The 23,873-nt window shown below is 56.6% G+C and carries 19 protein-coding genes and 3 riboswitches; of the genes, 18 read left to right on the top strand and 1 reads right to left on the bottom strand.

Annotated features, from left to right (window positions below):
- The first annotated feature begins 9 nt into the window (after positions 1 to 9).
- The 10 genes from uvrC (at position 10) to C7459_RS02860 (ending at position 11,873) form a co-directional block, all read left to right on the top strand.
- The gene (uvrC, locus tag C7459_RS02905; RefSeq protein ID WP_109686149.1) at positions 10 to 1,794 is read left to right on the top strand and encodes an excinuclease ABC subunit UvrC; all 1,785 of its coding nucleotides are present in this window, start codon (positions 10 to 12) and stop codon (positions 1,792 to 1,794) included.
- A gap of 38 nt (positions 1,795 to 1,832) precedes the next feature.
- A riboswitch (Lysine riboswitch) is annotated at positions 1,833 to 2,026 on the top strand.
- Positions 2,027 to 2,170: 144 nt separating this feature from the next.
- Positions 2,171 to 3,409: an aspartate kinase gene (locus tag C7459_RS02900; protein WP_109686146.1), complete on the top strand. Its 1,239-nt coding sequence runs from the start codon at positions 2,171 to 2,173 to the stop codon at positions 3,407 to 3,409.
- A 54-nt stretch (positions 3,410 to 3,463) separates the two neighbouring features.
- Positions 3,464 to 3,589, top strand: a riboswitch (SAM riboswitch).
- A 73-nt stretch (positions 3,590 to 3,662) separates the two neighbouring features.
- Positions 3,663 to 4,670 carry an aspartate kinase gene (locus tag C7459_RS02895; protein ID WP_109686144.1) on the top strand — a complete coding sequence of 336 codons (1,008 nt, stop codon included), beginning with the start codon at positions 3,663 to 3,665 and terminating at the stop codon, positions 4,668 to 4,670.
- A gap of 89 nt (positions 4,671 to 4,759) precedes the next feature.
- Positions 4,760 to 4,882: riboswitch (SAM riboswitch) on the top strand.
- 85 nt (positions 4,883 to 4,967) lie between these two features.
- Positions 4,968 to 6,041, top strand: a complete 1,074-nt coding sequence (gene metX / locus C7459_RS02890; RefSeq protein ID WP_109686142.1) for a homoserine O-acetyltransferase MetX — start codon at positions 4,968 to 4,970, stop codon at positions 6,039 to 6,041.
- Complete coding sequence (locus C7459_RS02885; RefSeq protein WP_109686140.1) at positions 6,031 to 7,404, top strand: homoserine dehydrogenase; 1,374 nt, start codon at positions 6,031 to 6,033, stop codon at positions 7,402 to 7,404. The genes metX and C7459_RS02885 overlap by 11 nt, the downstream gene beginning before the upstream one ends.
- A gap of 289 nt (positions 7,405 to 7,693) precedes the next feature.
- The gene (locus C7459_RS02880) at positions 7,694 to 8,305 is read left to right on the top strand and encodes a succinate dehydrogenase cytochrome b558 subunit (protein WP_109686138.1); all 612 of its coding nucleotides are present in this window, start codon (positions 7,694 to 7,696) and stop codon (positions 8,303 to 8,305) included.
- Between the two features lie 33 nt (positions 8,306 to 8,338).
- Positions 8,339 to 10,117: a succinate dehydrogenase flavoprotein subunit gene (gene sdhA, locus C7459_RS02875; RefSeq protein ID WP_109686136.1), complete on the top strand. Its 1,779-nt coding sequence runs from the start codon at positions 8,339 to 8,341 to the stop codon at positions 10,115 to 10,117.
- A 28-nt stretch (positions 10,118 to 10,145) separates the two neighbouring features.
- Positions 10,146 to 10,895, top strand: coding sequence for a succinate dehydrogenase iron-sulfur subunit (gene sdhB / locus C7459_RS02870; RefSeq protein WP_109686134.1), 750 nt, complete (start codon positions 10,146 to 10,148; stop codon positions 10,893 to 10,895).
- 206 nt (positions 10,896 to 11,101) lie between these two features.
- Positions 11,102 to 11,506 (top strand): chemotaxis protein CheX, encoded by a 405-nt coding sequence (locus C7459_RS02865; RefSeq protein ID WP_170119226.1) that lies wholly within the window; start codon positions 11,102 to 11,104, stop codon positions 11,504 to 11,506.
- Between the two features lie 139 nt (positions 11,507 to 11,645).
- Positions 11,646 to 11,873 (top strand): helix-turn-helix domain-containing protein, encoded by a 228-nt coding sequence (locus tag C7459_RS02860; RefSeq protein ID WP_109686130.1) that lies wholly within the window; start codon positions 11,646 to 11,648, stop codon positions 11,871 to 11,873.
- 59 nt (positions 11,874 to 11,932) lie between these two features.
- Here the strand turns inward: C7459_RS02860 and C7459_RS02855 are convergent, their stop codons facing one another.
- Complete coding sequence (locus C7459_RS02855; protein WP_170119225.1) at positions 11,933 to 13,675, bottom strand: phytoene desaturase family protein; 1,743 nt, start codon at positions 13,673 to 13,675, stop codon at positions 11,933 to 11,935.
- Positions 13,676 to 14,033: 358 nt separating this feature from the next.
- Between C7459_RS02855 and C7459_RS02850 the strand changes: the two genes are divergently transcribed.
- The 8 genes from C7459_RS02850 to C7459_RS02815 are packed head-to-tail and all read left to right on the top strand — an operon-like array spanning position 14,034 to position 23,803.
- Positions 14,034 to 14,450, top strand: a complete 417-nt coding sequence (locus C7459_RS02850; RefSeq protein ID WP_109686126.1) for an acyl-CoA thioesterase — start codon at positions 14,034 to 14,036, stop codon at positions 14,448 to 14,450.
- Entirely contained in the window at positions 14,447 to 15,397 is a 951-nt protein-coding gene (locus tag C7459_RS02845; RefSeq protein WP_109686124.1) for an ACP S-malonyltransferase, read from the top strand. The genes C7459_RS02850 and C7459_RS02845 overlap by 4 nt, the downstream gene beginning before the upstream one ends.
- A 13-nt stretch (positions 15,398 to 15,410) precedes the next feature.
- Positions 15,411 to 16,154 (top strand): 3-oxoacyl-[acyl-carrier-protein] reductase, encoded by a 744-nt coding sequence (gene fabG, locus C7459_RS02840; RefSeq protein WP_211320326.1) that lies wholly within the window; start codon positions 15,411 to 15,413, stop codon positions 16,152 to 16,154.
- A 43-nt stretch (positions 16,155 to 16,197) separates the two neighbouring features.
- On the top strand, positions 16,198 to 16,485 hold the full coding sequence (locus C7459_RS02835) for a phosphopantetheine-binding protein (RefSeq protein ID WP_109686122.1): 288 nt from the start codon (positions 16,198 to 16,200) through the stop codon (positions 16,483 to 16,485).
- A gap of 7 nt (positions 16,486 to 16,492) precedes the next feature.
- Positions 16,493 to 16,984: a 3-hydroxyacyl-ACP dehydratase FabZ gene (gene fabZ / locus C7459_RS02830; protein WP_109686119.1), complete on the top strand. Its 492-nt coding sequence runs from the start codon at positions 16,493 to 16,495 to the stop codon at positions 16,982 to 16,984.
- Positions 16,985 to 17,002: 18 nt separating this feature from the next.
- Positions 17,003 to 20,203, top strand: coding sequence for a hypothetical protein (locus tag C7459_RS02825; protein WP_109686117.1), 3,201 nt, complete (start codon positions 17,003 to 17,005; stop codon positions 20,201 to 20,203).
- 18 nt (positions 20,204 to 20,221) lie between these two features.
- Positions 20,222 to 21,319: an aminomethyl transferase family protein gene (locus C7459_RS02820; RefSeq protein ID WP_109686115.1), complete on the top strand. Its 1,098-nt coding sequence runs from the start codon at positions 20,222 to 20,224 to the stop codon at positions 21,317 to 21,319.
- Positions 21,320 to 21,340: 21 nt separating this feature from the next.
- Positions 21,341 to 23,803 carry a beta-ketoacyl-[acyl-carrier-protein] synthase family protein gene (locus C7459_RS02815; protein ID WP_109686113.1) on the top strand — a complete coding sequence of 821 codons (2,463 nt, stop codon included), beginning with the start codon at positions 21,341 to 21,343 and terminating at the stop codon, positions 23,801 to 23,803.
- Positions 23,804 to 23,873 lie beyond the last annotated feature (70 nt).

The following is a 23,873-nucleotide window of genomic DNA, read 5'->3' as shown; positions in this document are numbered from 1 at the left end:
ATCCGCCACATGGACTTTCGTGAGCGAATCCGTGAAAAACTAAAATTACTGCCTGACAAACCAGGCGTGTACCAGATGAAAAATGCAGATGGCGAGATCATTTACGTCGGCAAGGCCAAGGTCTTGAAAAACCGCGTGCGCTCGTACTTCACCGGGAGCCACGACGGCAAGACCCAACTGCTGGTCTCGCACATCGTCGACTTCGAATACATCGTGACCAACACCGTCGTTGAGGCGTTGGTGCTAGAATGCAACATGATCAAGCAATACAAACCGCCCTACAACATCATGTTGCGCGACGACAAGACCTATCCCTATATCAAGATCACCGGGGAAGAACATCCGAAGTTGGAAATCGTCCGACGCGTTGCCAAGGACAAAGGCAAGTACTTCGGCCCCTATCCGAACTCTCAGGCCGCCTATGAGACCAAGAAATTGCTCGACCGCCTGTACCCGTTGCGCAAGTGCAAGACGCTCAAGGACAAAGTCTGTCTCTACTACCACATCAACCAATGTGTGGCCCCTTGTGAGTTCAAGGTGGAAACGGAAACCTACCAAGGGATGATCAAGGAGATCACCCGGTTCCTCAACGGTGGGCACCGTGAGATTGCGGATGGGCTCCGCGAGCAGATGATGCAGGAAGCAGAAAACCTCAACTTCGAACGAGCGAAGGAATTGCGCGACCAGATCGAGGCGATCGAGCGCGTCATGGAGAAACAAAAAGTCACGATGGCCGACACGGTCGACCGTGACATTTTCGGCTATTACGCCGACAAAGAGCATATGTGCGTGCAAGTGTTTTACATGCGCCAAGGCAAATTGATCGAACGCGATGTCCAGATCTTCCCGTACCACGGTGAAGAACGCGAGGACTTCCTGTCCTACATCACGCAATTTTACGTCGACAACGCCGACTTGCCCAAGGAGATCATGCTCCCGTATGAAGGCGAGGAAGCACAAGTGCTGGAAGAGTGGTTAAAAGGCGTGCACGTCAAAACCCCTCAACGCGGCGACAAAAAACAACTGGTCGAACTGGCTTGTGAAAACGCCAAGATCGCGCTCCATGAACGCTTCAAGCTGCAAGAGCGCGACCAAAACCGCACGATCCGTGCGATTGAACAACTTGGCGAAGTGATGATGATTCCCGCTCCCCGCCGCATCGAAGCGTTCGATAACTCGAACATCCAAGGAACGGATGCTGTGGCGGCGATGGTGGTGTTTGTCGATGGACAACCGTTTCGCAAGGACTACCGCAAGTTCAAGATCAAGACGGTCGTCGGACCGGACGACTACGCCTCGATGCGCGAAGTCATCCGTCGACGCTACACCCGTTTGTTAAAAGAGCAGCAGCCCCTGCCGGATCTGGTGCTCGTCGACGGTGGGCGCGGGCACATCAACGCGGCGCTCGACGTGTTGGAGAACGAACTTGGGCTCGACATCCCGGTCTGCGGGCTGGCGAAGGACGACAAACACCGCACCTCGCAGCTATTTTTAGGCGAAGACCCAACGCCGATCCCGATCGATCGCACCTCACAGGGCTTTTATTTGATGACGCGGATTCAGGATGAAGTGCATCGCTTTGCGATCACGTTCCACCGCGAAACCAAGGGGAAAAACGCGTTCCGCTCTGTGCTCGACGACATTCCGGGCGTGGGCGAGAAGCGTCGCAAGGCCTTGCTCAAGCACTTCGGCTCCGTGCAGGCGATGAAGGCCGCCTCCGTGGAGGACTACCGCCAAGCCGGCATCGGTGACAAGTTGGCGCGTGAGATCTTGAGTTTTTTGGCGCAAGCATGATATACTAGCCGAAGTTTCATAGATCCTCATCTCTCAACGAGGTGAGTAGAGGCGCGAATACATCATGAGTACGTGCGAGGAGAGACCGGGATCTCGATGAATCGCAGGGAAAGGGACATTCGCCGAAGCCGAGGTGGTACCGGATTACCTCAGGCTGGGTCTGCATTGAACAAGTGCAGGACTGTCACGTGACGGACCTCAACCCGTCGTCACGTGGAGGACTATCTCACAACTTGGGGAGACGAGGGACGCCGTACGTCTGTGATCAGCCGTAGGAAGGATGTGTCCTTTCTTACGGCTGTTTTTGTATAGGTGGCCCACCCGCTCATCTCGATTGTGACAGTCAGCAGGGACTAGAGACAAGGAGTGGAGTACGATGGCATTGATCGTTCAAAAATTTGGCGGTTCTTCTGTGGCGAACCCAGAACGGATTCAACGCGTTGCGCGCCGCGTCGTGGAAACGGCCGCAGCAGGTCATGGAGTCGTCGTCGTCGTGTCGGCGATGGGCGATACCACCGACCACCTGATCGACTTGGCGCGTCAGCTGACGAGCAACGCGTCTGCACGAGAGATGGACATGTTGCTGTCCACCGGTGAACAAGTTTCGATCGCGCTGCTCGCGATGGCGGTGCAGTCGCTTGGACAGGATAGCATCTCCTTCACCGGCGGTCTGGCGGGCATTCGCACCGAGGCGGTGCATGGTCGCGCTCGCATCCAGAACATCGACCCGGCGAATGTCCACGAAGCGATTCAAAACGGCAAAGTCGTGATCGTCGCAGGTTTCCAAGGTATGTCCGAGGACGGATCGATCACCACGCTGGGACGCGGGGGGTCGGATACGACAGCGGTCGCGCTCGCTGCGGCGCTTGAGGCAGATCTCTGTGAAATCTACACCGACGTCGACGGTGTGTACACCACCGATCCGCGCGTGGTGAAGGCCGCGAGCAAAATCTCTGCGATCTCCTACGACGAGATGCTGGAACTGGCGAACTTGGGCGCAGGTGTCCTGCATCCGCGTGCAGTCGAGTACGCCAAACAGTACAACGTCGCGCTGATGGTGCGATCGAGTTTCAATCACAATCCAGGTACGCGAGTAGAGGAGGTCGCAACAATGGAACAAGGGAAAATTGTACGGGGCATCGCCCATGACATGAACGTGGTGAAAATCGGCTTGGTCGGGGTGCGCAGCCGCACCGGCAACCTGAAACGCATCTTCCAATCGCTCGCTGAACGCGCGGTCAATGTCGACATCATCGTCACATCTGTCGTCCATGACGAGCAATCGGACATCTCCTTCACGATCACTGGAGATGACCTCGAAGTCACCGTCGCCACGTTGCAGACGGAGTTCCCGGAGGTGCAACTGTCCGTGGAGCAGAACCTCGCGAAAGTCTCGATCGTGGGCGCGGGCATGATCTCCAATCCAGGCGTTGCAGCGCAGATGTTTGCCACGCTGGCGGACGCAGGCATCTCGATCAAGATGGTCTCCACTTCGGAGATTAAAGTGTCCACCGTCGTCGATCGCGATCTCGCGCATGAGGCTGTAAAATCCCTGCACACTGCGTATGGTTTGGACAGCGCTGCAGAAGCGGTTGTTTCCGGATTGAAGGAGTGACACGCTTGACACGAACCCTGCATTCGTGGTACAAAATAGGAAATTAAATACACACTCTTATCCAGAGCGGCGGAGGGACTGGCCCGATGAAGCCCGGCAACCTCGTTTGTTACCCACACAAGCGAAGAGGTGCTAAATCCAGCAAGCGTGTTTGTTGTAGACACGTTTGGGAGATAAGAGGCGGAACCCTTGCTGATAGGACCCCCTCTTTGATAAAAAGTGGGGGTTTTTTACGAATTCAGGAGGGGATCACATGTCATTGCTCGTACAAAAATTTGGCGGCACGTCTGTCGCCAATCCAGATCGCATCCAAAAAGCGGCGCGCCGCCTCGTGGAGACGTGTCAGGCCGGACACCAAGTGGTCGCTGTCGTCTCTGCGATGGGGCACGCCACCGATGAACTTTTGCAATTGGCGGGGCACTTGTCGGCGAATCCGTCTGCGCGAGAAATTGACATGTTGCTCTCGACTGGGGAGCAAGTCACCTGCGCGCTGATGGCGATCGCTGTTCAACAGCTGGGCCTCGAGAGCGTTTCGCTCACTGGCGGTCAAGCGGGCATCCGCGCCGAATCTGAGCATGGGCAAGCGCGTATCCAGAGCATCGACCCGACGCGGGTCCATGCAGAGCTTGCGACAGGCAAGATCGTGGTCATCGCCGGATTCCAAGGGCTGACGGACGAGGGGGAGATCGCGACGCTGGGACGCGGGGGTTCGGACACGACAGCGGTGGCGCTGGCAGGCGCGCTTGGAGCCGATCTCTGCGAGATCTACACCGATGTCGACGGAGTGTATACGACCGACCCGCGGCTCGTGCCCGCTGCCAAGCGCATCCATGAGATTCCCTATGACGAGATGTGGGAATTGGCGCGGCTGGGCGCGAACGTTTTGCACCCGCGGGCTGTGGAATCGGCGCGCCGACATGGGGTGCCGGTGCGCGTGCGGTCGAGTTTTGATTATGAAGACCCAGGTACGCTGTTGCAGCGCGAAGTGCCCTGCAACGCGGATGTCCGCGTCTACGGCCTTGCCCTCGACCTCGATCTGCAGGAACCGGACGTGGCAAAAGTGTCGGTGGTCGTCACCGACTCCACGCACATCGCGAGCGTGCAAGCGCACTTGTCTGACTGTTTCAACCGAGCAGGCATCGTCGTTCATGACACCTTCACGACTCAACGAGGCATCTCCTGTCTGGTCGATCGGAGTTGTGCGCATACGTCGCTCCAAGCGTTGCATACCGAACTTGGTCTCGACGCAAGGGTGCTCTAGAAAACGCGCGCATAATTTTGAGACGCTCAAGCGTACCCTGTTAGAGCTGTGGAGTCTTGAAATCTTACTATAATTCTATAATTGAAAAACTCTTATCGAGAGCGGCGGAGGGACTGGCCCGAAGAAGCCCGGCAACCTCGTCTGTACCCACAGACGAAGAGGTGCTAAATCCAGCAGACAGGTACTTTTTTGACTTGTCTGGCAGATAAGAGGTGGACTGTACACATACAGGACCCCCTCTTGTTGCGACAAGTGGGGGTCTTTTTTCATGCAAACAAAGGAAAGGGTGGATGGTGAATGACGGTGATCGAACAGTGTCGCACGCGCGTGTTGCAGATTCCGGAGTTGCGCTTGGAGAGCGGGGCCGTGTTGTATGAGGTGGACGTCGCTTATGAGACGTATGGGGAATTGGATGCCAGCGGGAGCAATGCCGTGCTGGTCTGCCATGCGTTGACGGGGGACGCGCAGGCCGCGAATTGGTGGGACGGCGTGTTGGGGCCCGAGCAAGTGTTGGACACTGCGCGTTACTTTCTGGTCTGTGCGAACGTGCTCGGCGGTTGCAACGGCTCGACCGGGCCGCAGTCGGTGAACCCAGCGAGTGGAAAGCCCTATGGAAGTGCGTTCCCGACGATCTCGATTCGCGACATGGTGCACGTGCAACATCTCTTGCTCCAAGCTCTTGGCGTGCGGTCGCTGCACCTCGTCATCGGTGGCTCGATGGGGGGCTTGCAGGCGATCGAGTGGGCGGTCAGCTATTCGTCATTCGTCCGGCACTGCATTCCGATCGCGTCTGCCCAGCAGCTTTCCGCGCTGGCGATCGCCTATAACGACACGATGCGCACAGCGGTCACCAACGATCCCGCTTGGTCTGGCGGCGATTACTACGGAGGCACGGGTCCGGTGCAAGGATTGGCTCTGGCGCGCAAGATCGGCATGATCACCTACCGTTCCTATGAATTGTTTGCGGACCGTTTCGGCCGTGAGACCGCTCGGGACGAGTGTTACCAGATCGAGAGCTACCTCGACCACCACGGGCAGAAGTTGGTCAACCGCTTCGACGCGGGCAGTTACCTGTGCTTGCTGAAGGCGATGGATCACCATGACATCGGGCGCGGACGAGGTGGATTGCAAGCGGCTCTGCAGCGGATCACAGCCAAGTTGCTCTGGGTTGGCATCGACAGTGACCGTTTGTACCCAGCAGTCGAACAGCGCGCCTGCTACGAGGCGCTACGAACGGCTGGTGTGGACTGCGAGTACGCGGAGATTCGCTCTGTGCACGGACACGATGCGTTCCTGATCGAATGCCAGCAGACGTCGCAGATTGTCAAGCGTTTTTTACAACAAGTGGAGGGATCGAGAGATGACAATTGAGAAAAAAGGCAGCGTCCGCGTGGCGATCTTGGGCTTGGGAACGGTCGGAGGTGGGGTCTACAAGACGATTCAGAACAACCGGGAGACCATTCGAAAACGCACGGGCTACGAAGTGGAGGTCACGGCGATCCTCGTGCGCGACTTGGAGAAGGAGCGCTTGCTCGACATCGACCTCGCGCTCTTGACGCAAAACCCAGAGGATGTGCTAAACGGGGAACTCGACGTGCTGATCGAGGTGATGGGGGGCTTGGAGCCAGCGAACACGGTGATCTCACAGGCGTTGCGCTCCGGTCGCCACGTGATCACGGCGAATAAGGAACTGATGGCGAAGCACGGCGCTGAGTTGCTCGCCATCGCGGAGGAACACGGCGCTCATCTATTATTTGAAGCGAGCGTAGCGGGGGGCATCCCGGTCATCCGCATGTTGCAAGGCTATCTGACCGCCAACCGCGTGAAGGGAATCTCTGGCATCCTCAACGGAACGTGCAACTACATTTTGACCGAGATGGCGCGCACAGGGCGCGAGTATGCGGAGATCCTCGAGGACGCCAAAGCGCTTGGGTATGCCGAAGCGGACCCGACGAGCGACGTGGAGGGCTATGATGCCGCCTACAAGCTCGCGATCTTAACCAACCTCGCCTACGATGCCAAAATCGATCTGAGGCAGATCGAGCGCGAAGGCATCACCGCCTTGCAAGCGGCCGATCTCGAACTGGCCGATCGGCACGGCTATGCGATCAAGTTGATCGGCAGCGCCCGCGAGTCACAGGGGGGTCTGCAACTCTCCGTGCGCCCTCGTCTGTTGCCCAAATCACATCCGTTGGCAAACATCAACGATGTGTTCAACGCGGTGACGATCCAAGCGGACGTCGTCGGCGAATTGACGTTCTCCGGGCGTGGGGCGGGCGAGTTCCCGACAGCGAGCGCGGTGATCGAGGACCTCACGGCGCTGCTGACTGGCGAAAGTGCGATCCGCCGCCCTGTGTGGAAGCGCATCGTCAACGAGGGTGTATATGAGCCGAACACGCAGCCGGGCGCTTGGTACGTCTCGTATTGTTGTCGCCCCGAGGCGGCTCAACAGATCGAAGTCGAGTGGCTGTCCGCGATGTTGACACAGCGTGCGTTTGTCGCCTCGCGTGAGGCCGTGCAACTGGCAGATGGTGCAGTCAGGCAAAGTTGGTTGGTTGGGGGCGTAGGAGAGCAGGAAGTACGGGTAAGTCTACAATGGCTCTACAAAACAGGGGCAGAAGCGACCACAGCGGTGCTCCTGCCAGTTGAAGGGGAAATTGAACCGGGTGTAGAATGGAGGCAACCTGTTTCTTCGCTTGTCGAAGAGACAGACTCCGTTCGGCATGTTTTGTAGCGCGCCCGACACGCTCGTGTGCGGAGGTCATGCTACAGAGGCATGACCTTTTCTTTTCTGTCCATACTAGTGGATATTGGGAATTCGATGAATCGGTTGAAAGATTGTTTGCGCAGTTGAGATTCGACAAACGACGTCGAACTCTGTCAAGATTGACAGTTTCTTGACATTGCTTCTGCCAAAACAGTACAATTTATAAAGCGTGCGTAGGATCGGGTATGTGATAGATTGCACGTACCGCAGTAGCACGGCCGTGTGAACACGGCTATTTTTGGAAGGAGGATCTTATGTGGCAAACCAACAAGTAAACCGAGACTTTCTGTTCCGTCGTTTGCACAGTTTGCTCGGCGTAGTACCCATCACTTTGTTCTTGTTCATTCACTTGTTCACGAACTCGTTCGCAACCAAGGGTGCGGAAGCATTCAACGACAAGGTTGGGATCTTGGAAAGCATTCCGTTCCTGCCGATTGTTGAATTCGTTTTCATCTTCTTGCCGTTGCTGTACCACGGTGTGTATGGCATGTACGTCGCGTACACCTCTGGTTACAACGCATCGAAGTACTCGTGGGGTCGCAACCTGATGTTCACCCTGCAACGCACTTCCGGTGTCATCACTTTCATCTTCATCATCTACCACCTCTGGACCACTCGTTTCAGCGGAGACAATCCGTCGTTCGACATGGTCGCTTCGATCGTCTCCAGCCCGCTGCAATACTGGTTCATGATCATCGGTACCGTCATGGCTGTGTTCCATCTGGCGAACGGTCTCTGGGGCTTCTTCATCCACTGGGGTGTCACCGTCGGCCCGCGTGCACAACGCGTGTCCGCATATGCTCTGATGGGCCTGTTCGTCGTGCTGTCTGGCATGGGCGTCGCTGCGCTGATGGCATTCCACGGCTAGTCGAACGCCAACCGCACTAAGGGAGGAAATGCAATGAGCAACCAACGCATCATCGTCGTCGGGGGCGGCCTCGCAGGTTTGATGGCGACCATCAAGAGCTGTGAAGCAGGCATCCCGGTTGACTTGTTCTCGTTAGTACCCGTTAAACGTTCCCACTCTGTCTGCGCACAGGGGGGCATCAATGGCGCTGTCAATACCAAGGGTGAGGGTGACTCTCCGTGGGAACACTTTGACGATTCCGTCTACGGTGGCGACTTCCTCGCGAACCAACCGCCGGTCAAGGCGATGTGTGATGCCGCACCAGGCATCATCCACTTGATGGACCGCATGGGCGTCATGTTCAACCGCACCCCGGAAGGTCTGCTCGACTTCCGCCGTTTCGGTGGCACACAGCATCACCGCACCGCGTTCGCGGGCGCAACCACCGGCCAACAGCTGCTGTACGCGCTCGATGAGCAAGTGCGCCGCTTCGAATCCCAAGGTCTCGTACAGAAGTACGAAGGCTGGGAGTTCCTCACCGCGATCCTCGATGACGAAGGCGTGTGCCGTGGCATCACCGCACAGGACCTGCGCTCGATGGAGATTCAAGCCTTCTCCGGCGACGCCGTCATCCTCGCGACCGGCGGCCCAGGCCTCGTATTCGGCCGTTCGACCAACTCGATCATCAACACCGGTACTGCAGCGTCCGCTGTGTACCAACAAGGTGTCAAATACGCAAACGGTGAGTTCATCCAGATCCATCCGACCGCGATCCCAGGCGATGACAAACTGCGCCTGATGTCCGAGTCGGCTCGTGGTGAGGGTGGCCGCGTGTGGACGTACAAGGACGGCAAGCCGTGGTACTTCCTCGAAGAAAAATACCCGGCATACGGCAACCTCGTCCCGCGTGACATCGCGACCCGCGAGATCTTCCACGTCTGCGTAGACCTCGGCCTCGGCGTCAACGGCGAGAACCAAGTCTACCTCGACGTCTCGCACATTCCGAAGGAAGTTCTCGACGTGAAACTCGGCGGCATCATGGAGATCTACGAGAAGTTTGCTGGCGACGATCCGCGCAAAGTTCCGATGAAGATCTTCCCGGCGGTTCACTACTCGATGGGCGGCATGTGGGTTGACTTTGTCGATGACCCGAAAGCAGGTCGCTTCAATCAGATGACCAACATCCCAGGTCTGTTCGCAGCCGGTGAGTGTGAGTACCAATACCACGGTGCAAACCGACTGGGCGCGAACTCGTTGCTCTCCGCGATCTTTGGCGGTATGGTCACCGGTCCGTCTGCTGTTCGCTACGCCAAAGGACTCAAAAAGTCTGCGGCCGATCTCGACAAGTCGGTGTTCGAAACCGAGCGCACCAAGCAAGAGCAGAAGTACGAGTCGATCCTCAAGATGGAAGGCACGGAGAACCCGTACCAACTGCATCGCGAACTCGGCCAAGTGATGACCGACAACATGACGGTCGTTCGTTACAACGACCGTCTCCAAAAGACCGACGAGAAGATCGTCGAACTGATGGAGCGCTTCAAAAACATCGGTATGGCTGACAAGTCCAAGTGGGAGAACATGATGGCACCGTTCACCCGCCAACTGTGGAACATGTTGGAACTGTCCCGTGCGATGACCGTCTCCGCGCTGCTGCGCAACGAATCTCGTGGGGCTCATTACAAGCCGGACTTCCCGGAACGCGATGACGAGCAGTTCTTGAAAACCTCGATTGCCGCTTGGTCCCCGGATGGCCCGGTCATCTCCTATGAAGATGTTGACGTCTCCCTGATCAAACCGCGTCTGCGCAACTACGCCAAAGACAAAAACGCATAAGAAACTCGTTCGAAAGGAGGAGACTGACATGAGCAAAAAAGAAATTCATCTGATCATTGAGCGCCAAGACCGTCAAGACGGCCAACCGTATACGGAGGAATTCCGCATCCAGTACCGTCCGAACATGAACGTCATCGCGTGTCTGATGGAAATCCAGCGCAACCCGCAGGAAGTGAGCGGCAAAAACGTCGCTCCGGTCGCTTGGGAATCGAACTGTCTCGAGGAGATCTGCGGGGCGTGTATGATGGTCATCAACGGCAAGCCGCGCCAAGCGTGCTCCGCCCTCGTCGACCAGTTGGAACAGCCGATTCGCCTGAAGCCGGCGCGCACCTTCCCGGTTGTTCGTGACCTCGTCATCGACCGTAGCCGCATGTTCAAGGCTCTGCAACGCGTGAAGGCATGGGTGCCGATCGACGGGACCTACGACCTCGGCGCAGGCCCGCGCATGGCAGAGCGCGACCGTCAGTGGGCGTACGAGCTCTCCAAGTGCTTTACCTGCGGCGCGTGTGTAGAAGCATGCCCGAACGTCAACGAACGCACCAAGTTCATCGGTCCGTTTGCGATCTCGCAAGTGCGTCTGTTCAACACGCACCCGACGGGTGAGATGCACAAGGAAGACCGTCTCGATGCCCTGATGGGCGAGGGCGGCATCCATGAGTGCGGCAACTCGCAAAACTGTGTGCAGGTCTGCCCGAAAGGCATTCCGCTCACGACTTCGATCGCTGCGATGAACCGTGCGGTCAACCGCCACGCGTTCTCTTCCTGGCTCAAGCGCTAATCACGAAAAGACCATCTGACAGAATTGTCAGATGGTCTTTTTTTACTCGTCAAGTCTTGTCGAAAGTGCTCGTCTAGCTTATAATGATAAAATAAGTGTCCTTCTTAAATATTACTGTTCCGTATGCATGAGCTAAAGGGGATGTGGTAACCATGCACGCACAGATCATAGTTCCGTTTCTTGAGTCTGCACAACAGGTTCTTCAGATGATGACACCCGCAGCAATGAACCCGGGAACGGTGACATCGGCGGCCCCCGACCTTCAGTCGCATCATGTTTGGATTCGCATTGATTTGAAGGGACACATGGAAGGCCAAGTGGCTTTTGGCCTCTCGCCGGAGATGGCAATCAAGATCGCCTCTGCCATGATGGGCGGATTTGAATTGAGTTCGTTTGATGAGATGAGCCAGAGTGCCGTTGCAGAGCTGGCGAACATGATTTCTGGCAACGCCTGTATGCAACTGTCTAACAGCGGGATGAACTTTGATATCACGCCGCCCACAGTTCAAGTGGGCGATACGCTAACGCAACCCCTCCACGAGATCGCTTATGCCGTCCCGTTGGAACTCCAAGAGATGGGCATCATGGAAATCAAATTGCTGGTCGCCTAAGACGGGCATATAAGTGTTCAGTAGGTCTTTCTCCGGAAAGGCCTTTTTTGTTGCACCATACGCCCTCCCCACTTCATAAGATAACCTGACTGTATCCCTACTACCTTGACTTCATGACCCGAGCAAGGAGGGATCGAGAGTGACAGCGGGCAAGGACACGCGAGGAAAATCCCTACTCACCATTCGTGAACGCGAAGTGTTTGAGCTACTCGTTCAAGACAAGACGACCAAGGAAATTGCGGACCAATTGTTTATCAGTGAGAAGACGGTCCGGAACCACATTAGCAATGTGATGAAGAAGTTAAACGTAAAAGGACGCTCACAGGCAGTGGTCGAGTTGGTACGACTCAGGGAATTGCAGATCTGACTGCCGCTCTCCAACAAAAAAACCGTTGAGATCAATTGATCTCAACGGTTTTTTTCGTATTAGTTCGAGCTCAGTGCTGCTTTTCGAGCTTCGAAGTACGGTTTGATCTTCTCCGCTGCGAAGCCGCCAGAGATGACGACCGCTTCGACGCCCGGGCCGTGTACGCCAGCGCCGCAGAGGTAGAGACCTTTGACCGGTGCGTTGGTGTTCGGGAACTTGCGGGCTTTGCTCGGACGGATGTTGTAGATGGAACCGCCGTAGGTGCGCATGTAGTTGAACGCGGTTTTCGGCGTGGAAATTTCTGCCCAGAGCACGTTGTCATGCGCTTCTTCGTCGATCTCTTTCAGGATGCGCATCCCGACTGCCAGAGCTTTTTCCTTGAAGTCTGCGTACTCTTCCTTGCTCATCGAGGTGAAGCGCTCCAAGTCTGCCGGTGCATTCAAGTTGATCGTGATCTGGCCTTCGCCTTCAGCAACCAGCGACGGGTCGTGAGTCGCTGCGGAAACGTAGGAGCAACGCGGGAAGGTTGCGCCGATTTCCGGTGCTTCGATCGGCTCTTTGAAGTAGTAGGTGACGATCGCATCGTGCGGGAACGGCTTTTTCAAGATCGCTTGGAAAATGAAAGCCGATGCAGACGGGATCAAGGTTTTGATCTTCTCTTGGTACTCTTCGGTCAGGTGCTCAACGCCGAGCAGGTTTTCGTACATCATGCGCGGGTCGATGTTGGAGATGACGATCGGCGCATAGTACGTACCCTTTTTGGTTTCCACACCTTTGACTTCGCCATCTTCGACGAGGATCTTGTCAACGGTGACGGAGCTTTTCGCGACGCCGCCGTACTCACGGAACTTGCGAACGAATGCATCAGCCAGACGTTGCGAACCGCCTTTGACACGGTAGCCGCCGACGATGAAGTAGCCGAGCAGCGGGAGCATATCAGAGGTCGGGGTGTCTTCATTCAAGTCGCCGATGAAGTGCGACAGGAGCGAAACTTCACGGTGCAACATCGGATCTTTGAAGTGTTCGCCCATGAATTCGCCCCAGGTCGTCGTCATCAGGCGGTAATTGTGCGGATGCAGTTCCGGGTAGCTCATTTTTTCTTCATCGGTTACCGGGCGCGGGGTGATGCGATCCGGTTCGAAGAAGCTGTATTTTTCTTCGTAAGCGGCTTTGGTGAAGGTGAAGAACTCGCGGATCCCTGCTTCTTCGTGCGGGTAACGGGTGCAGAGGTCTTCGACCCACGGGCCGAGTTCGTTCGGCAGTGTGATGTAGTGTTCGCCGAAACGGAAATGGAAGCTTGTCTTCAGGAACTCCACTTCTTTCCACATGTCATGGCGGGTCAGGAAGTGGTTCGGAGCGCCGAGGTGGCCGAGACCGGAAATGGTTTCTACGCCAGCGTCGAAGTGGTATTTGCCTTTGCGCACGTAGTTATGCGTCGCGCCGCCAAATACATAATGTTGCTCGAGCAAGAGTACTTTCGCACCGGATTGAGCAATCTCGATCCCTGCGGTCAGGCCGCCGATGCCCGAACCAATGATGATGACATCGTATTGGTCGTCCGCTTGCGGAACTTCCGGCAACACGGTCGGTTCCCATTCAAGTTCTGGCGAGCTTGCAACGGTATAACCTTTCATCGCTTCTTGAACTTGCTTGTAGATTTCAGCAACCATGCCGATTTGTTGCGGGGAACCTGCCGGCAATGCTTGCGCCATTTCAAGAGCACCCTTCAACCGTGCATCGTTGGTAAATTGAGCGACCTGCGTCAGAAATTCGATCTGTTCTTGCAACTGATCCATAGACATTCCATGACCTCCTAGATTGTGGGTGATGTTTGGAATCGCTCTCATGTTGTAAGGTTTTTTGTTAAACTCAACTTACAACATTTAGTGAAGTAGACTTCGCATAAAAATATACCATAGAGGACGGATGGGTGTAAATAAAAATACAACGAAAAAAAGTATGTCTTACTTTATATTACCTTAGAATTGTTGTGGTGTTTGGTTCGTTCTTGTTTTAGTTTTGTTATCGCATCTGATAATCAAATTTTCTATTAGGATATTGAAATTTAATTTCCTGTGTGATACAACTACAAATATGATGATGTAAGGACAATTAAACGGTTCCGCATGGTCGATTGATACGGGAAAGGGGGTGACCTTCATGAAATGGGTGAAAACCGAAGTGCAAGTGCGTTTCAGCGAATGTGATCCCATGAACGTCGTCCACCATTCTAATTATTTTGTTTGGTTTGAGATGGGGCGGATCGAATTGGCGCGTGCTGCGGGTATCTCGTTTGCGCAATTGTCGGAGGAGATCTTCCTGCCGGTGATCGACATTCGAAGCCAGTTTAAGGACTCTGCACGATACGGACAGACGGTGATCGTGGAGACGGCACTGGAGCGACCGACGAAGGCGATGCTGGACTTTAAGTATCGTGTGTACCGTAAAGTCGGGCGTCAGTTGCTGGCCACCGGAGAGTCCAGACACGCGATGACCAGTTCCAAAGGTCAATTAATCGTCCGCATACCAGCTGAAGTACAGGAAAAAATCGATGCATTTCTCGGAGGGATCGTATGAAGACCGCGTTTATCTTCCCAGGTCAAGGTACACAGGCGGTCGGCATGGGCCGCGACTTCTCGCAGCGTCACCCCGCAATTTTTGGTGAACTGTTCGAAGAAGCGAACGACATCCTGGGATTTGATTTGAAAAAACTCTGTTTCCAAGGGCCGATCGAGCAACTGACAGACACTGCGGTTGCACAGTCGGCGATTTATACCGTCAGCGTCGGCGTGTTCCGACTGTTGACACAGGAAGGGTTCAGACCTGATGTAGTGGCGGGGATGAGCTTAGGGCAGTTTGCTGCAATCGTAGCATCGGGCGCGCTGTCTTTCCAAGACGGGTTGCAGATTGTCAAGCGACGCGGCGAATTGATGTCCGCGGTGAAGGAAGCCGGCGATATGGTCGCCGTCATCACGCTGAATGAACAACTGATGCAACAGGTCAAAGAGATCGTGACGACGCTTGGTGGGAACATCGGCGTCGACAACTCACCGACGCAGGTCGTGCTCTCCGGGGCAGCGACCAAGATGAAGGAATGTTCAGAGGAATTGGGCACGATCACCGGCGTCAAACCGCGCCATCTGCGCGTCTCGCAAGCGTTCCACTCCCCGCTGATGCTGGAAGTGGAAGACGAACTGATGGATTACGTCTCGCAATTTGAACTGAAAAATCCGACGATTCCGATCTTGCTGAACTGCGGCCCGTCGTTTGGCGAGACCGCACAGGATATCTTCGACGATATTCGTGGCCAATGTACGAGAACGGTGCAGTGGCGCAAGTCGGTGGACAAGCTGGCGGAACTCGGTGTGGAGACGCTGGTCGAAGTCGGGGCGAGTCGCACGTTGATCGGACTGCTCAAAGCGTGGCAAGGTCTGAAATGGACGACCAACACCACCGATTCGACCAGCAACTATATGCGCACTGTCAAAACGTTAAAGACACAGGCGCAAGTCGTAAAAGGGTAAGGGGGAGCTTTGGGTGGATCAAGCGCGTATTGCAGTTGTCACCGGCGGCTCGCGCGGGATTGGACGCGCAGTCGTAAAAGACTTGGCGGCGAGCGGTGTGACTGTTGTCTTCACCTACAACGGCAACCAAGCAAAAGCTGAAGACGTCGTTCGCGAGATTGAGGAAGCAGGCGGTCAAGCGGTCGCCATCAAGTGTGATGTCTCCCGCGAAAAGGAAGTCAAGGATTTGTTTAAGCAAGTCCGCACCTCCTATGGCAAGTTGGACATCCTCGTCAACAACGCCGGGATCACCAACGATGGATTCGTGGCGATGATGAGCGAGGCCAAGTTCGAAGAGGTATTGAAAGTCAACCTCGGCGGGACCTTCCTCACCACCCGCGAGGCTGTCAAGTTGATGATGAAACAAAAGTCGGGCGTGATCATCAACCTCGCCTCGACCACCGGAATCTCCGGAAACAAAGCGCAAACGAACTACGCGGCCTCCAAGGGTGGCATCATCTCCTTCACCAAAGCGCTGGCCCAGGAAGTTGCTGAACATAACATTCGTGCCAACGTCGTGGCACCTGGCTTTATTGAGACTGACATGACGAAGGGCATGGACCAAGGCGTGCTGTCGAGAATGCTGGAATTGATCCCGCTGCGTCGCATCGGCAAGCCGGAAGACATCGCCTACTTGGTCACGTTCTTGAGCTCTGACCGCGCTTCGTACATCACGGGCAAGGTGTACACCGTCGATGGCGGCATGGTGAATGGCTAATTCATACGAATAAAATTCCGAATCAAAGAGAGGGCGAAACCAGATGTTGCTGACCTATGCATCCGTAAAAGAGCAAGCGGAGAAACGCCGTGAACTGACCAACCGTATCAAAGCGATCATCGTTGAGCGTCTGAGCCTCGATATCGAGCCAGAATTGATCACTGATGACCAACCCCTGTTCGGCCGTGGCCTTGGCCTCGATTCGATCGATGCACTGGAATTGACCGTTTGCATCGAGGACGAATTCGGCGTCACCCTGTACGATGACAACATGGAAGTACTGGGTTCGATCAACAAGCTTGCCGACTATATCACGGAAAACATGGAGTGATCGAACAGTGAAAACGTTGATGACCGCGGATGATATCCGCAAATTGCTTCCGCACCGCTGGCCGTTCCTGTTGCTTGACCGCATCATCGAACTGAAACCAGGCAGCAGCGGCACCGGTTTGAAAAACGTCACGGTCAGCGAGCCGTACTTTGAAGGGCACTTCCCGACCGAGTCGATCATGCCGGGCGTGTTGATCATCGAAGCGCTCGCACAGATGACCGCCGTCGTGGCTAGCACCGGGGCGATCGAAGCTGCCAAGCAGGCTGGGAATACGGACGATCTGGACGCAGCAGGTCGCATCGGCTACCTGGTCGCCATCCGCGACATGAAGTTCATGAAGCCGGTCGTGCCGGGCGATCAACTGGAGCTAAAAGTTTCCTTTGGCCGCGCGGTTGGCATCCTGACGATGGTCAAAGTTGCAGCGTATGTCGGCAAGGACAAGGTCGTCGAAGGCACGATCTCCGTTTCGCAACGTCCGGACTCCGGCGCCGAAGCGTAAGCAGGGGGGACTTCACCTATGTCGACCGCGTCGACCACTGAGACCAGTACGCAAGACCGCATCACGATCTCTCCCTGCGGTCGGGAGGAAGCGGTGCGCATCACCGCTTTTCTCAACCAATTTGCGTTTCACAACCGCGTGGGATCGGGTTCGACCCCGCCGGGGGAAATGCTGAAGCCAAGCGACGTCGAGCGTTTTTTTGACGAACAGAACATCGCGCTGTTCATGGTCATGGAGTACGACCAAGACATCATCGGCATCTTGTACTTCGCCAATCGCAACATCCAGATGATGTGCGAGGACAACGCGATTTTTGCGGTGGAGCTGTTGATTCATCCCGATTTCCGCCAAGGTCCGCTGACGGGGAGGTTTTTCTCCGATGCGGCGGTGCGCCTGTTGCAGATGGGGTACGACTACATCGATGCGACGGTGTACATGACCAACCAATCGGCGCTGGCGCTGTACAAGCGTATCGGGATGTACCGCAGTGGCCGCGAATACATGGTCAACGACGGTCAGATCAAGCTGCGCAGCTACCTGCCTTACTTGATCAAGTACATCCGCGATGGACTGAAAAATGTCCGCCAAGACATCAACGACCGGCTGGCGCAAGTCGGCTGGAAAGGGATGGTCAGCTCCGACAATGTCCGCAGCGCGGAGGATGATACGATCCGTGTCCACGGCATGCAGGTGATGGAGAACAAGTTCCAGTTCGGTGACCGCAAGTATACGTTTTGGCTCGACCTGCGCACCCAGCGCGTCGTGATGATGGAGAGCCCGTATGTGCGCTTTTTCCACCACGTTGTGAATTCGCCAGAGCTGGTGATCGGACAACAGGCGCAGGTGCGCTTCGAGTGCCAGAACTTGACGGAAGAGCCCGTCACGGCGAAGTTCCGCACGTGGCTGGGCGGCGAAGAGATGCTGTACAGCGAGGGTCTGACGGAGCGCGTGCTGCAACCGGGTGAGAGTGTCACTTGGGAGGAGCCCCTGTGCTTCGGAACCGCTGGCAACGTCCCCTTGCGCACGGAGCTGAATTTCGATGTGATGAACTTCGACTTTGAGACGCTGGTGGAAGTCCGCCCGCAAGTCTCGATGTCCTGTCAGATCGGCTCGTTGCTCAGCGGCGAAGTTTGTGAAGGGCACTTGGTGCTGACCAATAACTCGACGCGTGAACTTCAAGGGCTGTTGCTCCTCGACAACCTCGAACCACACCACGTGTTGGTAAGCGGTCTGGCCACGCGCTCGGTGGTGTTGCCAGCGGGTGGGACGGCAGAAGTTCCGCTGTCGGTGACGGGCCTGCGCACGGGTCTAGGTCGATTGCAGGCGCGGTTGTTTGCCAAGGAAGGCGGGGAGTGCGGCTCGCAGGAACTGCTGGTCGCCGTGACCGCTCCGAACAAAACGGTGCGCTACGAGCGCGGCGAACGCTACCTGCTGGACAGCGCGTGGCTGTCTGCACAAGTCGACCGCCGCACTGGCAACCTGTACCTCTACGACCGCCAAACGGGCGCCGAACTGGTCCTGGAAGCCTGGCCAGATCTCGGATTCCCGTTCCAAAACGGCATCCGTGAGTCGGCAACTCGCCAGCTCGAACTGTTGGAGGACGCCAATCCGAGTGCCTTGTTGGTCAAGGAAACGCGCCGCGACGGTCGCACGCTCGTCCGCCGGATCTCGTTCACGGAGGACCGCCAGTTGCGCGTCGAGGATTACACGCCCGATCAACATCCGCTGAAACTCTATCCGTTCTGCCTGTTGCGGGATACGTCAGTCTCGATTCCGCTGGCGGACGGCACGGTGCACAGCACGGTGGTCGACTCGGTGTTCCCGTATGGAATGCTCGATTACGAATGGGTCAACGACCTTGAGTTCCCTGCCAACCCTGAAGGGTATGCAGCGAACTGGACCGCGTTTGAAAGCCGTGATGTCACCGTGGGCATGATCTGGCATGGCGATGTGCGCAGCGTACACTACGGCCAACGCTTCATGCCTGCTCTGACTTTCCACAGCCGACCGAATGGCAAGCCCGTCAAGGCATTTTGGAAAACGCAACCGCCTGTGGCGGTGCATGCTTACGTCCTCGGCTACGGAGGCGCACGAGAAATCGAGCGCATCTGGCAAGCGCAGTCTGGGCAGGTTGCCCCGAGCTTGCCTGTACACGACCGCGTGGAGCTGACGATCCTCTCGCCGTCGTTCCTCCCGAACGACGCGACGCCGCAGACTTTCCGCGTTGGCGTGACATCCCGCCTCATGAAAAAAGTCGACGGCACGCTCACGCTCCGTCTCCCCGCGCTCGACCATGAGCAATCCGTGAAACTTGACGGGCTTAGCGCGAGCGCCGGGCAAGAGATCGCCTTCGAACTGCCGCTGCTTGGCGAGCAAAACGTCGTCGACGGTGTGCTCGTTTTTGCAAACGACACGCGCGGCCTGCACATCGAGCAGACGTTCGTGCTGACTGCGCTCCCTGTTGAGCATGAAGTCGACGTGCGGACCAAGACCTCTGGCGGCCAACCGGTCTTCGAACTCGACAACGGCGCGTTGACGCTGACGGTCGCCCCGCACTTCCAAGGTGCGGTGACGAGCTTGAAGTACAACCGCCACGAGATGGTCTCCTCGAACTACCCGAAGTTGAAAAACCACGGGACGAACTACAACGCGCCCTGTGGCTTCCATCCGCAATGGCTACAACAACCGGTCAATCCGATTCACCACGGGGTGCTGTTCTATGACATCCACTCGAAATCGTTCGTCGGGGAGCCGATCGAACGGGAGGACAACGGCCAGACTTGGCGCGGTGTGCGTTGTGTCGCTGATGGCTGTGAAGTGGACTACCTGTTGTTGCCGGGCAGCCCGATTCTGCGCATGGAGATGCGTGGGGAGGGAGTCAACCTCGGCTGGCAACTGTTCTGGAACGGACACGGGGAGAAAAAATCGGCGAAGACGGTGCATTACTGGAACCACCTCGGTCACCATCAGTTGACCGAAAGCCGCAACTCCCGCCGTGTGTACGGCGAGTCGCGGATGGTCGTGGAGCTGGGCAAAGGTCACTTTGCCGCCGCTTGGTCACCGCAGGCGGACGCGTTCTTGACGGCGATCGAGATGCCCGACAAAGGCTTGCAACTTGCTGTGGTGCAACCGCATGACAAACGAACTCATACGATCTACGTGGCTTTCTGCCAATCGAAGGAAGACGCGTTTCGCTTTTTACAACTTTCGCACAAGTAAGAGAGGAGCCTCTACCTAATGAAAACGTCCATCCTGACTCAAGCAACCAAGCAACAAGGCACCCTGACCGAAGTAAACGGCTATGCAGTTGTGTCCACCTACTCCACTGAAGGTGCTGAATATGAGGCACTGCGCAACGGGGTCGGGCTCTACGACCTGTCTGCTGTCGGCAAATACCTCGTCAAAGGCGACGAGCACGTCGAATTCCTGAACCACCTCGTCACCAAGGACATCGAGTTCCTCGACGTTGAGAAAACGATCTACACCTTGCTCCTGAACGAGGAAGGCAACGTGATCGACGCGGTCACCCTCTACAAGCGTGAAGAAAGCATCCTGATCGAAACTTCCGTACAAGGCCGCGATGCGGTCGGCGCATGGCTGGAAGAGCGCAAAACTGGCGATGTCGAGATTGAAGACCTCTCCGATGCGCTCTCGATCCTCGCAGTCGAAGGCCCGTACTCCTGGAAAGCGGCGGCTGGCCTGATCGACTTCGACATCTCGTTGCTTCCGTTCCAATCCTTCGTGGAAAATGAAATCGACGGCGTGCAAGCGATCTTCTGCCGCAACGGTGTGACCGGTGAGTACGGCTACAAAGTTGTGATCGAATCGGAAGCAGCTGCGGGCGTTTGGGAAAAACTGCTCGGTCATGATGCCTCGCAATACCCGGTGCAAGCGGTTGGCCACAGCACCTTGGAAGTGGCGATGCTGGAAGTGCGCCAACCGAACGTCGCGGTCGAAACCGCCGATGTGAACGTGTTCGAATCCTGCTTGGAATGGGTCGTCTCCTTCTACAAGGAAGACTTCGTGGGTCGTGAAGCGCTGGAAGCGAAGCGCGGCGAAGGCGTCAACCGCCGGATCATCGGCTTCTCTGTCGAAGCGGGATCGCTTAGCGAGCAAGACTCGATCGTGCTCGAAGACGAGACGATCGGCACCGTGCTGCAAGTGCGCGACTCCGGTTTCCTCGGCAAAAAGCTCGGCCTCGCTCTGGTGGATGAACTGTTCGCCGTCTCGGGGATCGCGCTGGAAGCGACAAACCAAGCGGGTGAGCGTGTCACCGTCCAAACCATCTCCTCTCCGTACATCCTGCCGAAGTCTTGGGCTATCAAAATCGCATAAGAACGGAGGGACTGGGAGCACATGTCCAACTACAAGGACCGCATCGCGGTGACTGGCATCGGCATCATCTGCGCCAACGGCAACAACGTCGAGGATTTCTGGCGCAGTGTCACGAGCAACAAGAGCGGCATAAAGGTGGTTTCCTCCATCGATATGTCGGGAATTGACACCCAGTATGCGGGAGAGATCGACGGGTATAACCCGGCCGATCACTTCTCCCCGCAAGAGGTGCAGGAGTACGACATCGCAGGCCAGCTCTCGATCATCGCAGCTCGTGAAGCGGTTCAAGTCGCCAAGCTGGATCTGGCGAGCGTCGACCCGTATCGCGTCGGGGTGATCCTCGGCACATCGCTTGGTGGGATGCGCAGTGGCGAAGAGTTCCATGCGCAATGGATTCAGGAAGGCATCAAGGAAGCGGACCCGTCCTTGCTCTACAAGTACGTCATCCACATCCCGGTCGACAGCGTCTCGAAATCGCTCAAGCTCAAAGGCCCGAAAAGCGTGATCTCCAACGCTTGTGCGGCAGGCACGAACTCGATCGGCTATGCGGCAGATATCATCCGCAGCGGTCGTGCGGACGCGATGTTCGCCGGCGGTGTCGATCCGCTCTGCCGCCTGTCGATGAGCGGCTTCAATACCCTTGGGGCGTTGAGCGCGGAGCACTGCGCACCATTTAGCAAGTCGGAAGGTCTGAACATCGGTGAGGGTGCAGGCGTGCTCCTGCTGGAGCGCATGGACCTCGCGCTCGAACGCGGTGCGACGATCCTCGGTGAAGTGCTGAGCTACGCGCTGTCTGCGGATGCCTACCACATCACGGCACCAGACCCGGCCGGTGCAGGCGGCATGCGTTCGATGCGTCGCGCGTTGGAAAAAGCGGCGATCACCGAGCAGGATGTCGACTACATCAACGGTCATGGCACAGGGACAAAAGCGAACGACTCTTCGGAGCCGGTCGGTGTGCGCACGCTGTTCAAAGGCAATGTGCCGATGTCCTCGACCAAGTCGATGCTCGGGCACATGCTCGGCGCGGCAGGTGCAGGTGAAGGGGTCACCTCGATTTTGGCGATCAACAACAACTTCCTGCCGGCGACGATCAACTTCGACCACGAAGCGAACGGTTTCAAGGACATCGACTTTGTGCCAAACGAAGGTCGTCAAGCAGAAGTCAACACCGTCATGTCGAACTCGTTCGCATTTGGCGGCAACAACGCTTCGATCCTGCTCGGCAAGTTCGAAGAGCAACGCGAGTTGCCTTCTGTGCGTGACAACAAGCGCGTCGTGATCACCGGCCTCGGTGCAATCGCAGGGCAGTCTGCCAAAGCAGAGGAGATCTTCGCGAAGTTTGAAGCGGGTGAGCATGCGTTTACGGCGATCGACGAGTTCGATACCACCGAGTATGACGGTGTCAAACTCGGGTCGAAAATACCGGAGATGCCGTTTGAAAAACTGGTCAACCGTGCCCTGTTGCGCCGGATGGATGAACTCGGCAAGCAAGCGTGTGCGGCAACCAAGATGGCGCTCGACGATGCCAAGCTCAAAGTCGACACCAAAAACTCGGAGCGCATCGGCGTGCTGTTCGCGACCGGTACGGGCCCGTTGAAAACGGTTGAAGCGTTCAACCGCACCGTGATCTCCAAGGGTGCCGAACATGCGGAAGCACAACTGTTCCCGAACACGGTCATGAACGCGGCGGCAGGGCACGTCTGCCTGAACTTCAAGATCAAAGGCCCGACCACCACGATCACATCGGGCGGCACGGCGGGCATCAACGCCCTGTTCTATGCGACCGAGCTGATCAAGCATGGCGATGCGAATGCTGTGATCGTCATCGCGGCTGACGAATTCAACGAAACGATGATCGCGGGTCACTCCCGCGTGCCGGGCTACCTGAGCCGGGACATGATCAAACCGTTTGGCCAAGGTCTCGATGGCACGGTGATCGGCGGCGGTTGCGTCGCATACATCGTGGAGAGCGAGGAGTCCGCGTTGGCGCGCGGCGTTCGCGTCTATTCGGAACTCAAAGGCTTTGGCTTGACCTCCGATTCCTCCGGTCCTGGGCGCGTCAACCGCACGGGCGAGGAATGGGCGAAGTCGTTTGAATTGGCGCTGCAAGAAGCGGGTCTTGCCAGCGACCAACTCGACTATGTAGCGGCGGCGGCGAGCGGCAACCTCGTGTTCGACACGGCGGAAGCTCGTGCGCTCAAGCGGGTCGTCGGCGACAAAGTGCCGGTCAGCGCACCGAAAGGCTATTTCGGTGAGATGTTGGCGACGTCCGGTATGATGGGTCTGCTCAGCGTGCTCTACGCGATGAACAGCGGCAACATCCCAGGGATTCCGGGCTTGGAGCAGACGTTCACCGAAGCAGCGGGTCTCGACCTCGTCCTCGGCGGCAACCGTGAGCGCGTCGTCAACCACGCGCTGGTCTCCTCGTTCTCCTTCGGGGGCAACTATCAATCGGTTGTGGTCGGTCGTTACGAAAAGTAAATTATATAGTTTTAATGTCACTATTCTCCTCTTGCACCCGTTTTGTTAAAATAGGTGAAAGAGGAGTTTT

It is taken from the genome of Tumebacillus permanentifrigoris, assembly GCF_003148565.1.
Classification (GTDB): Bacteria; Bacillota; Bacilli; order Tumebacillales; family Tumebacillaceae; genus Tumebacillus; species Tumebacillus permanentifrigoris.
The sequence above is the reverse complement of the archived record's forward strand: the minus strand, read 5'-3'. Positions and strand labels throughout refer to the sequence as shown.

Coding starts and splice junctions, on each gene's coding strand:
- C7459_RS02885 (WP_109686140.1), top strand. CDS start 6,031: ATGACAATTGAGAAAAAAGGCAGCGTCCGCGTGGCGATCTTGGGCTTG.
- uvrC (WP_109686149.1), top strand. CDS start 10: ATGGACTTTCGTGAGCGAATCCGTGAAAAACTAAAATTACTGCCTGAC.
- C7459_RS02850 (WP_109686126.1), top strand. CDS start 14,034: ATGAAATGGGTGAAAACCGAAGTGCAAGTGCGTTTCAGCGAATGTGAT.
- C7459_RS02895 (WP_109686144.1), top strand. CDS start 3,663: ATGTCATTGCTCGTACAAAAATTTGGCGGCACGTCTGTCGCCAATCCA.
- sdhB (WP_109686134.1), top strand. CDS start 10,146: ATGAGCAAAAAAGAAATTCATCTGATCATTGAGCGCCAAGACCGTCAA.
- C7459_RS02855 (WP_170119225.1), bottom strand. CDS start 13,675: ATGTCTATGGATCAGTTGCAAGAACAGATCGAATTTCTGACGCAGGTC.
- sdhA (WP_109686136.1), top strand. CDS start 8,339: ATGAGCAACCAACGCATCATCGTCGTCGGGGGCGGCCTCGCAGGTTTG.
- C7459_RS02900 (WP_109686146.1), top strand. CDS start 2,171: ATGGCATTGATCGTTCAAAAATTTGGCGGTTCTTCTGTGGCGAACCCA.
- metX (WP_109686142.1), top strand. CDS start 4,968: ATGACGGTGATCGAACAGTGTCGCACGCGCGTGTTGCAGATTCCGGAG.
- C7459_RS02865 (WP_170119226.1), top strand. CDS start 11,102: ATGATGACACCCGCAGCAATGAACCCGGGAACGGTGACATCGGCGGCC.
- C7459_RS02835 (WP_109686122.1), top strand. CDS start 16,198: ATGTTGCTGACCTATGCATCCGTAAAAGAGCAAGCGGAGAAACGCCGT.
- C7459_RS02845 (WP_109686124.1), top strand. CDS start 14,447: ATGAAGACCGCGTTTATCTTCCCAGGTCAAGGTACACAGGCGGTCGGC.
- C7459_RS02825 (WP_109686117.1), top strand. CDS start 17,003: ATGTCGACCGCGTCGACCACTGAGACCAGTACGCAAGACCGCATCACG.
- C7459_RS02815 (WP_109686113.1), top strand. CDS start 21,341: ATGTCCAACTACAAGGACCGCATCGCGGTGACTGGCATCGGCATCATC.
- C7459_RS02820 (WP_109686115.1), top strand. CDS start 20,222: ATGAAAACGTCCATCCTGACTCAAGCAACCAAGCAACAAGGCACCCTG.